The organism is Streptomyces adustus, from assembly GCF_009377175.1.
Classification (GTDB): domain Bacteria; phylum Actinomycetota; class Actinomycetes; order Streptomycetales; family Streptomycetaceae; genus Streptomyces; species Streptomyces adustus.
Genome location: NZ_VJZD01000309.1, coordinates 1 through 10,175 on the forward strand (window position 1 = coordinate 1; position 10,175 = coordinate 10,175).

A 10,175-nucleotide genomic window follows, 5' to 3' on the forward strand; every position below is an offset into this window, starting at 1 on the left:
GGGGCAGTGAGCGCTTCGCACCCACTCCGAGCCGACGTCGGATTGTGAGCGATCACGGCCTCAACTCCCCATGTTCACACGGGTTCCCACGCCTTCATGCGTTCAACTCATCGCGATCGTAGGCGAATTCGAAAGCACAGTTGCTTCACAGCTTGACGACTGTGGTTCAGACCTTTAGGTTCCCGAACACCGCGGTTCCATGAATGCGCTCATCATTCATGGATGTGAACGCCCCCCACCATCAGCCTCCAGCGGAAGACTGTGACTTCCTGATGACCAATCGACTCCCGGCACGCTCCGTCGTGCTGCGCGGAACGCTGACCACCGCTCTGCTCGCGCTCTCGGCCGGCGCCCTCGGCACGGCCCCCGCCGCCGCGGCCACCGGCACGATCACCGGCCTCGCGGGCAAGTGCCTCGACGTGGCCGGTGCGAACCCGGCGAACGGTACGGCCGTACAGCTCTACGACTGCAACGGCACCGCCGCCCAGCAGTGGACGGTCGGCACCGACGGGACGGTCCGGGCGCTCGGCAAGTGCCTTGACGTCACCGGCAATTCGACCGCGAACGGGGCCAGGCTCCAACTGTGGGACTGCACCGGCGGCGCCAACCAGAGGTGGACGGTCTCCACGGCCCGCGACCTCGTCAACCCGCAGGCCGACAAGTGCGCGGACGTCACGGGCAACACCTCCGCGAACGCCACCCCGATCCAGCTCTGGACCTGCACCGGCGGCGCCAACCAGAAGTGGACCGCACCCGCGGCCGGAGGCGGCGGCACGACACCGTCCGCCCCGATGGCCGTCGCGCCGTACCTGTACAACGGGTGGGGAAACCCGCCCAGTCCCACCACCGTCATGAACGCCACCGGCGTCAAGTGGTTCACGCTGGCGTTCGTGCTCAGCAACGGCTACTGCAATCCGCAGTGGGACGGCAGCCGCCCCCTGACCGGCGGCGTCGACCAGCAGACGGTCACCACCGTGCGCGCGGGCGGCGGTGACGTCATCCCGTCGTTCGGCGGCTACAGCGGCAACAAGCTGGAGAGTTCCTGTTCCAGCGCCGGGGAGCTGGCGGCCGCGTACCAGAAGGTCGTCAACGCCTACGGTCTCAAGGCGATCGACATCGACATCGAGGCCGACGCCTACAGCAGCGCGACGGTCCAGCAGCGCACCGTGGACGCGCTGAAGACGGTCAAGGCCAACAACCCGGGCCTCAAGGTGTACGTCACCATCGGCACCGGGCAGAACGGCCCCGACACGAGTCTGATCAACCGGGCCGCGGCCTCCGGGCTGACCGTGGACAGCTGGACGATCATGCCATTCGACTTCGGCGGCGCGGGACAGAACATGGGCACGCTCACCCAGCGGGCCGCCGAGGGCCTCAGGACGGCGCTCAAGAACGCGTACGGCTACAGCGACGACCAGGCGTACCGCGACATGGGCATCTCCTCCATGAACGGGATCACCGACCAGAACGAGACGGTGACCGTCGCCGACTTCCAGGCGATCCTCGGCTACGCGCAGCAACACCACCTGGCCCGGCTGACGTTCTGGTCGGTCAACCGCGACCGTCCCTGCACCGGCGGCGTCGCCGACAGCTGCTCCGGGGTGAGCCAGCAGAACTGGGACTACACCCGCGTCCTCGCGAAGTACACCGGCTGACCCTCCGCACCGCCCGGCCCCGCACCGCCCGGGCCCCGCACCGCCCGGGCCCTGCACCATCCCCCCCACCATTCCAGGAGAGTTCCTGTGTCCAGATCCAGCAGTCCGCCGTCCGGCCGTCCCCGGACGGCGAGGGCGGTGTCCGTGGTCGCCGTCATGGCGGCGACCGTGTCCTGTCTGACGCTCGCCACGCAGGACCGGGCGTCCGCCGCGGCCGCCGCACTGCCCACCGGCTGGGCCACCGTCGTCAACGCGGGCAGCGGCAAGTGCGTCGACGCCCGCGCGGCCGGGACCGCGGACGGCACCGTGGTCCAGCAGTACGCGTGCAACGGCAGCCAGGCCCAGCAGTGGCGGGTGACGGCCACCTCCGGCGGGTACGCCCGGGTGGACAACCGGACCGACGCGACCAAGGCCTGGGACGTCACCGGTGTCTCGACGGCCGACAGCGCGCCGGTCCAGCTGTGGACGTACGGCGGCGGCGCCAACCAGCAGTGGCAGGCCGTTGCGGAGGCCGGTGGCGCCTACCACTTCGTGAACCGCAACAGCGGCAAGTGCCTCGACGTGCCGAGCGCGTCCACCGCCGACAGCGTGCAGCTCCAGCAGTACACGTGCAACGGCACGGCGGCCCAGTCCTTCCGTGTCACCTCTGTCGACGTGACCCCGCCGCCCGGCACCCCGGACCTCGGCCCGAACGTCACCGTCTTCGATCCGTCGACGCCCGCGGCCACCATCCAGAGCAGCCTCGACGCGGCCTTCGCGCAGCAGGAGACCAACCAGTTCGGCACCGCCCGCAAGGCCTTCCTGTTCAAGCCCGGCACCTACGACGCCAACGCCAACGTCGGCTTCTACACCCAGGTCGCGGGTCTCGGCCTCTCCCCCGACGACGTGAACATCCGCGGTTCGGTGCACGCCGAGGCCGACTGGTTCCAGGGCAACGCCACCCAGAACTTCTGGCGGTCCGCGGAGAACCTGTCGGTGACCCCGACGGGCGGCGCGGACCGCTGGGCGGTGTCGCAGGCGGCCCCGTACCGGCGGATGCATCTGCGCGGCAACCTCGCCCTGGACGACGGTGGTTGGTCCAGCGGCGGCTACATGGCCGACACGAAGATCGACGGACAGGTCAACTCGGGCTCGCAGCAGCAGTGGCTGTCGCGCAACACCGAGTGGGGCAGCTGGACCGGCTCCAACTGGAACATGGTGTTCGTCGGCGCCAGGAACGCGCCCGCGAACAGCTTCCCCAGCCCTCCGTACACCACCGTCGCACAGGCGCCGGTCACCCGTGAGAAGCCCTTCCTGTACGTCGACGCGGCGGGCGCCTGGAAGGTGTTCGTGCCCTCCGCGCGTACGGACAGCAGCGGCACGACCTGGAGCGCCGGCACCCCGGCGGGCACCTCGCTGCCTCTGTCCGACTTCTTCGTCGTCAAGCCGGGCGCCACCGCCGCGCAGCTCAACGACGCGCTCGCCCAGGGCAAGAACCTGCTGGTGACACCCGGGGTCTACCACCTCGACCAGACCCTGAAGGTGAACCGGGCCGACACGGTCGTCCTGGGGCTGGGCCTCGCGACGCTCGTCCCCGACAACGGGATCACCGCGGTGTCCGTCGCCGACGTCGACGGCGTCCAGCTCGCCGGCCTGCTGATCGACGCCGGGACCACCAACTCCGCGCAGCTCATGGAGATGGGCCCGAGCGGCTCCGCCGCCGACCACAGCGCCGACCCCAGCGCGCTGCACGACGTGTTCTTCCGGATCGGCGGCGCGGGCGTCGGCAGGGCGACCACCAGCCTGACCGTCAACAGCGACGACGTCATCGGCGACCACCTGTGGCTGTGGCGCGCCGACCACGGCAGCGGGGTGGGCTGGACCAGCAACACCGCCGACACCGGCCTGGTCGTCAACGGCGACGACGTGACGATGTACGGCCTGTTCGTCGAGCACTACCAGAAGTACCAGACGGTCTGGAACGGCAACGGCGGCCGCACGTACTTCTACCAGAACGAGATGCCCTACGACCCGCCCAACCAGGCAGCCTGGACGAACGGTTCCACGCAGGGCTACGCCGCCTACAAGGTGGCGAACTCGGTGACGAGCCATCAGGTGTACGGCTTCGGCAGCTACTGCTACTTCAACGTCAACTCCGCCGTCGCCGCCGAGCGGGCCATCGAGGCCCCGAACAACGCGAACGTGCGGTTCAAGGACATGGTGACGGTCTCCCTGGGCGGCACCGGCACGATCCGGCACGTCGTCAACGACCGGGGCGGGCCGTCCAACTCCGCCACCAACGTCGCCAACCTCGTCAGCTACCCGTGACCCGCGCGGAGAGGACAGTCAGCCGATGAGCACCTTCACTTCCGGTACGGCACGCGCGGCCCTGCGGGTCTGCCTGCTGCTGGCGACCCTGCTCACCCTCGCCGCGCCGCCCGCCGCCCGGGCGAGCACGGCGGCCACCCCGTTCAAGGTGCTGGCGCTGTACAGCGGCACCTGGGACGCGGCGCACATCGACTTCGACAAGGAGGCCAACGACTGGTTCCCGCGGCAGGCCGCGGCGAACGGCTTCACCTACACGGCCAGCACCGACTGGAACCTGCTGAGCAACGGCGGCGTCAACGCCTACCAAGTGGTGGTGTTCCTCGACGACCTGCCGCAGACGGCCGCCCAACGGGCAGGTTTCGAGCAGTACATGCGGGGCGGCGGCGGCTGGCTGGGCTTCCATGTCTCGGCCTTCACCACCGACGCGGCGAGCTGGCCCTGGTATCACAACCAGTTCCTCGGAAGCGGCAACTTCCGCTCCAACACCTGGGGACCGACCTCGGCCGTCCTGAAGGTCGAGGACCGCACCCACCCGGCCACCAGGAACCTGCCGGCCACGTTCACCTCGGCGGTCAGCGAGTGGTACAGCTGGTCCAACGACCTGCGCCAGAACCCGGACATCAAGATCCTGGCCTCCGTCGACCCCAGCAGCTTCCCGCTGGGCACCGACCCGAACCAGAGCTGGTACAGCGGTTACTACCCGATCCTGTGGACCAACACGAAGTACCGGATGCTGTACGCGAACTTCGGTCACAACGCGATGAACTACGACACGAACACCCGCCTGTCGTCGACGTTCGCGAGCGAGACGCAGAACCGGTTCCTGCTGGACGGGCTGAAGTGGCTGGGCGGGTCCGACGGCACGACCCCGCCGACCGGCCCGATCTCCGAGACGGCCTGGTACTCGCTGACGAACGACGGCAACGGCACCTGTGTGGACGCCCGTTCGGCCGCCACGGCGAACGGGACCGCGATCCAGCAGTACGCCTGCAACGGCACGCAGGCGCAGCAGTTCCGGTTCCGCCCGACCGACAGCGGCTACCGGCAGGTCGGCGTACGCGCCAACCCCGCGCAGGTCATCGACGTGACCGGCGTCTCGACCGCCGACAACGCACCGTTGCAGCTGTGGAGTTACGGAGGCGGACAGAACCAGCAGTGGCTGCCGGTCGAGGAGAGCCCCGGGCACTACCGCCTCACAGCGCGGCACAGCGGCAAGTGCCTGACGGCGGCGGCCGGCGCGGCGAACAGTGTGCAGCTCACCCAGCGCACCTGCGACGGCACCTCCGCGCAGCGCTTCACCCTGACGGCACAGCCCTGACCCTGCCCATCTGAGCCTGGGCAGGGACGGCGGAACGTCCGGTCGCGACCGCGACCGGACGTTCCGCGTGTGCGCCGCGAGGTGCCGTCGAGGCCGTCGGCTACAGCACGCCCGGTCCGGTCGCCGCGAAGGCGGTGGCCAGCAGGTCGGGAGCGGGGGCGCCGGGCGACAGCAGCGCGGCGACCGCCGAACCCGCCGTGCGATGCCAGCTGCCGCCCCGGCGGAGCATGGCGTGGTCGCCGTTCTTCACCAGCACGACGCCCGCCCGCGCGCCCGCCTCGCGGGCCCGGCGCACGTACGCCACCGACGCGTGCGGGTCGGTGGTGCGGTCGCGGTCCCCGTGCAGCACGAACACGTCCTTGCCCCGCAGCTGGGTCACCGGTTCGCCGTCCGGGCACCAGGGGGCCAGCGCCAGCACGGCCCGGACCTGCGGCGCGGCCGCGGCGCGCAGGGCCGCGCGGCCGCCCATCGAGTGGCCCACGAGGACCACCGGGACGTCGCCGACGAGCCCGGAGAGTTCGTCGAGTGCCCGCCGGGCGTCCCGCAGCGGATCCGCGTCCTCGCCGTTCCAGCCCCGGACCCGGTAGCGCACCTCTCCCAGGAAGACGCCGTCGTCGGACAGCGCGGCGGACACGGCCGCGGTGAACGGCCGCATCCGTACCGCCGCCAGATGCCAGGGCCGGGACCGGGTCCGGCCGTCGGCAGCGCCGCCGTGCAGGAACAGCACCGCGGCACGCGCCGTGGCCGGAGCCCGGCGGGCCACCAGCGCGGTGGGCGGACCCGCCGTGCCGGGAGCGGGTGTGTGGTCGTGCCCGGTCATCCGTCCTCCTTGCCGTCCGTGCGTGCGCCGACGCCCGGATCAGCAGTTGCTCACCGATCATTCCGGCCGGAGGTCCGGTGGCCCGGCCGGTCGGCGGGCGGGTCCGGGAGTCCCGGGCCCGCCCCGACCGCGTACGGTCCGTCCGTACGGCCGTGGCCGTCATGGCGAGGCCACGGCCGGGTGTCAGACGGTCAGCCGCACCGGCAGTTCGAACAGGTCGTTCTGGGTCACCACCGGCTTGTTGCGCAGGGCCGACGCCGGTACCGCGAGCTCCAGCCGCGGGAAGCGAGCGTACAGCGCCGGCAGCGCCACCCCGGCCTCCAGCCGGGACAGTGCCGCCCCCGGGCACACGTGCGGGCCGTGCCCGAAGGAGATGTGCCGGGTGCGCGTCTCGCGGGTGATGTCGAACTCCCCGGCCGTCGGACCGTGCGCGGCCTCGTCGCGGCCGAGCGCGCCGTACGACACGATGAGCGCGTCCCCGGCCGGGAGGACCCGGTCGCCGACGGGCACGTCCTCGGTGGCGAAGCGGATCAGCACGTGCGAGGTCGGGGTCGACCAGCGCAGCGTCTCCTCGACCACCGCCGACCAGTCCACCGTGCCGGACAGCACCAGGTCGCGCTGGTCGGGGTGGGTGGAGAGGTTGACGACCGCGTTGACGATGAGCGAGATGGTGGTCTCGTGCCCGGCCGCGACCATCAGCTGGAGCGTGGAGACGATCTCCTCGTCGGTGAGCCGGTCACCGTCCTCGGAGGCGAGGACGAGTGCGCTGGTGAGGTCGTCACCGGGTTCGGCCCGCTTGGCGGCGACCGTCTCGGCCATGATGCCGGCCAGCTCGACCAGGGTCGCGAGGACGTCCTCGGGCGCGGTCTGGGTCGAGAAGAACTTCTCGAACAGCTCCTTCAGCCGGGGCAGCCGGTCCTCCTCGATGCCCATGAGGTCGGCTATGACGTACATGGGCAGCGGGTAGGCGAAGGCCGCCTTGAGGTCGACGACGTCCGCGTCCGCGGGCAGCCGGTCGAGCAGTTCTTCGGTCAGCTGTGCGATCCGGTCCCGCATCTCCTCCACTCGGCGCGGGGTCAGCGCCTGGGCGACGAGGGTGCGCATCCGGCGGTGGTCGGCGCCGTCCACGGTCAGCATGGAGCGGCCCGGGTTGGCCAGGCCGATCAGCGGCCAGTCCGCCGGGATCTCGCCGCGCTGCCAGGCACCCCAGACGTCGATGTCCTTGACCAGCCGGGGGTCGGTCAGGAGCGCCTTCGCCTCGGCGTGGTGGGTGACGGCCCACACGGGAACCCCGCCGGGGAGTTCGACCTCCACCAGCGGGCCGGCGGCGCGCAGCTTCGCACTCTCGCCGTCCAGATCGGTGACGAACGGATCGAGCGCGATCCGTGCTGCTTCGGTGCCGGACGTCATGGTCGGTTGCCTCCCAGGGCAGGGGTGGGTGTGAAGCGCACGGGCAGTTCGGTCAGCCCGCGCAGCCACGGCGAGGGACGACGGCTCAGGCGTTCCGCCGGAACCGCCAGGTCGATGTCGGGCAGCCGGTCCAGGACCACCTCGATGCCCGTCCGGGCGATCACCTCGGCGACCTCCTGGGCGGGGAACGGGCAGCGGTGCTCGCCGTGCCCGAACGAGAAGTGCGCGTTGTTGCCGCCGGTGAGGGCGGAGGCGTCGGTGCGCACCTGCGGGTCGGAGTTGGCCGCCTGAAGGCCGAGCAGCAGCAGGTCCCCGGCGCGGATCCGGCGCCCGCCGAGGTGGGTGTCGCGGGAGGCCCAGCGGCCGGCCACGTTCTGGGTGGGGGTGTCCTCCCAGAGCACCTCGTTCATGGCCTCGGCGACGCTGTGGCGGCCGCCGAAGAGCGAGGCGGCGAAGCGGGTGTCGGTGAGCATCAGGCGCAGCGAGTTGCCGATCCAGTCGGCGGTCGGCTGGTGCCCGGCGGCCATCATCACCATGAGGTCCTGGGTGATCTCCTCGTCGGTGAAGCCGCTGTCGTCCGCCAGCATCCGGGAGACGACGTCCCGGGCGGGCGCGGCCCGGCGCCCGGCCACCAACTCCGTCATGGAGGTGGCCAGATGGATCTGGCCGGCCAGGGCCCGCTCGCGCCCGTCGATCATGTCGTTGAGGGCGGTGACCAGTCCGGGGCCGTCCTCGTCGGAGAAGCCGTACAGGCGGGCCAGGACGCGCACCGGCAGCAGCATGGCGTACTGGCCGATGAGGTCGGCCTCGCCCACGGTGCAGACGGAGTCGATCAGTTCGTCGGCGAACCGCTCGGCGTGGCGGCGCAGTTCGAACGGGTCGGCGCCCTCCAGGGCGTTGCTGATCATGGCGGCGCGTTCGCGGTGGCGTTCGCCGACGGTGTAGAGGATGGACGGCTGCTTTCGGCCGATCATCGGCAGCAGGGGCCAGTCGGCGGGGATGGCGTCCCACTGGCTCCACAGTTCCGAGTCGCGGCTGAAGAGGACCGGGTCACCGGTCACCTGGTGCAGTTCGCGGTAGCCGAGCACCAGCCACGCGGGGACGTCGCCGTCCAGCAGCACCGGGGTGACGGCGCCGTGGTCGCGTCGCATCTCCCGGTACAGCAGGGCGGGGTCGGTCTGGAATCGGGAGCCGCTGAGCGGCACGGCGTCGGTGGTCACACGAACTCCCGTGGGGGCGCGGCGGTCCGGGCCGACTGCCCGGCGTAGCTGTTCCTGATGTGCTGGACCAGGGTGATGAGGACGTCCTTGCTGGACTCTCGCGAGCGGGCGTCGCAGTCGATCAGCGGCACCTCGGGATCGAGGTCGAGCGCCTCGCGGACGGCGGCGTGCGAGTGCCGGCCGGAGCCCCCGAAGTCGTTGCAGGCCACGATGAACGGCGTGCCGTGCTGTTCGAGGCGGTCGATCGCGTACCAGGAGTCGTCGATGCGGCGGGTGTCGACCAGGACGACCGCGCCCAGCGTGCCGGAGAACAGCCGGTCCCACAGGAACCAGAAGCGCTCCTGTCCCGGCGCGCCGAACAGGTAGAGGACGTTGCGCGCGTCGAGGGTGATGCGGCCGAAGTCGAAGGCCACCGTGGTGGCGGTCTTGCCGCGCACCTCGCTGACGTCGTCCACCGACTCGCCGGCCCGGGTCATCGTCTCCTCGGTGTTGAGGGGACGGATCTCGCTCACCGAGCGGACCATGGTCGTCTTGCCGACGCCGAACCCGCCCACGATCACGATCTTCAGACCGTTGTCGGCGGTGGCACCCAGCGGGGTGCGGGCGTCAGATGTTGCGGAGTCCAACGAGCACCTGCTCCAGGATGTCGGGGTCGGGAAGGACCGACGTGCGGGGGTGGCGGGCGCTCACGCGGCCCGTCGCCAGCAGGTCGGACAGCAGGATCTTGGTGATGCTCACGGGGAGGCCGAGGTCCGCGGCGACCTCCACCACCGCGGTGGGCGACCGGGTCGTCCGCAGGATCGCGGCGTGCTCCGACTGCATGCCGGGGGACGGTTCGCACTCGGCCACCACCAGCGTGACCAGATCGAACGGGCTGTCCGGTCCGGCCCCGCTGCGCCCTCCGGTGAGGGTGTAGAGGCGGTCGGGGCTGTCGTCCCTGCCGGGGCGGCTCATGCGGTGCGCGGCGGGGCCGTCAGGTGCTCGCCGAGCTGTTCCACGAGCTCGCTCATGTTGTGTCCGATCAGTCCCGCGTCGGCGTCCTCGGTGGTCACCACCGCCAGGTGCGCGCCCTCGCCGGCCTCGACGATGAAGAGGGTTCCGCCGTAGAACTCGGTCATCGACGAGCGCACGCCGCCGCTGCCGTCGCCGAACTCCACCGAGGCGCCGTGCGAGAGCGCCTGGAGGCCGGAGGCGATGGCGGCGAGGTGGTCGGCCTGATCGACCGTCAGCTCCTTGGTGCGGCAGAGCTTCAGTCCGTCGCGGGAGAGCACGAGCGCGTGCCGGGCGCCGGGGGTGCGCTCCAGGAGCCCCTCGATGAGCCAGGTGAGCTTCTCGTCGGCGGTGGTCGTGCCGGTCATGAGGTGGTGTCGCCTTCCGGGTACGCGTGTGAGTGGGACGGGGTGTCGGAGGCCGTCTCGGGCGGGGCGGGAGCGGCGGTCCGCCGC

At 71.2% G+C, this 10,175-nt stretch carries 9 protein-coding genes; 3 read left to right on the plus strand and 6 right to left on the minus strand.

What is annotated here, in order from left to right:
* The first annotated feature begins 272 nt into the window (after window positions 1-272).
* The 3 genes from FNH09_RS41150 (at window position 273) to FNH09_RS41160 (ending at window position 5,280) form a co-directional block, all read left to right on the plus strand.
* Window positions 273-1,655 carry a ricin-type beta-trefoil lectin domain protein gene (locus tag FNH09_RS41150; RefSeq protein WP_152894982.1) on the plus strand — a complete coding sequence of 461 codons (1,383 nt, stop codon included), beginning with the start codon at window positions 273-275 and terminating at the stop codon, window positions 1,653-1,655.
* A 156-nt stretch (window positions 1,656-1,811) separates the two neighbouring features.
* Window positions 1,812-3,962, plus strand: a complete 2,151-nt coding sequence (locus FNH09_RS41155; protein WP_152894988.1) for an RICIN domain-containing protein — start codon at window positions 1,812-1,814, stop codon at window positions 3,960-3,962.
* A 25-nt stretch (window positions 3,963-3,987) separates the two neighbouring features.
* A complete protein-coding gene (locus FNH09_RS41160) occupies window positions 3,988-5,280 on the plus strand; it encodes a ThuA domain-containing protein (RefSeq protein ID WP_152894983.1) in 1,293 nt (430 codons plus the stop codon).
* A 100-nt stretch (window positions 5,281-5,380) separates the two neighbouring features.
* Here FNH09_RS41160 and FNH09_RS41165 read toward each other — a convergent pair whose 3' ends face one another.
* The 6 genes from FNH09_RS41165 to FNH09_RS41190 form a co-directional block, all read right to left on the minus strand.
* On the minus strand, window positions 5,381-6,100 hold the full coding sequence (locus FNH09_RS41165) for an alpha/beta fold hydrolase (protein ID WP_152894984.1): 720 nt from the start codon (window positions 6,098-6,100) through the stop codon (window positions 5,381-5,383).
* Between the two features lie 183 nt (window positions 6,101-6,283).
* Window positions 6,284-7,510, minus strand: coding sequence for a cytochrome P450 family protein (locus tag FNH09_RS41170; RefSeq protein WP_152894985.1), 1,227 nt, complete (start codon window positions 7,508-7,510; stop codon window positions 6,284-6,286).
* The gene (locus FNH09_RS41175) at window positions 7,507-8,730 is read right to left on the minus strand and encodes a cytochrome P450 family protein (protein ID WP_162469860.1); all 1,224 of its coding nucleotides are present in this window, start codon (window positions 8,728-8,730) and stop codon (window positions 7,507-7,509) included. The genes FNH09_RS41170 and FNH09_RS41175 overlap by 4 nt, the downstream gene beginning before the upstream one ends.
* The gene (locus FNH09_RS41180; RefSeq protein WP_238427408.1) at window positions 8,727-9,356 is read right to left on the minus strand and encodes a GTP-binding protein; all 630 of its coding nucleotides are present in this window, start codon (window positions 9,354-9,356) and stop codon (window positions 8,727-8,729) included. Before FNH09_RS41180 ends, FNH09_RS41175 begins: the two co-directional genes overlap by 4 nt.
* A complete protein-coding gene (locus FNH09_RS41185; RefSeq protein WP_152894986.1) occupies window positions 9,337-9,684 on the minus strand; it encodes a DUF742 domain-containing protein in 348 nt (115 codons plus the stop codon). The genes FNH09_RS41180 and FNH09_RS41185 overlap by 20 nt, the downstream gene beginning before the upstream one ends.
* Entirely contained in the window at window positions 9,681-10,088 is a 408-nt protein-coding gene (locus tag FNH09_RS41190) for a roadblock/LC7 domain-containing protein (protein ID WP_152894987.1), read from the minus strand. The genes FNH09_RS41185 and FNH09_RS41190 overlap by 4 nt, the downstream gene beginning before the upstream one ends.
* Between the last annotated feature and the right edge of the window lie 87 nt (window positions 10,089-10,175).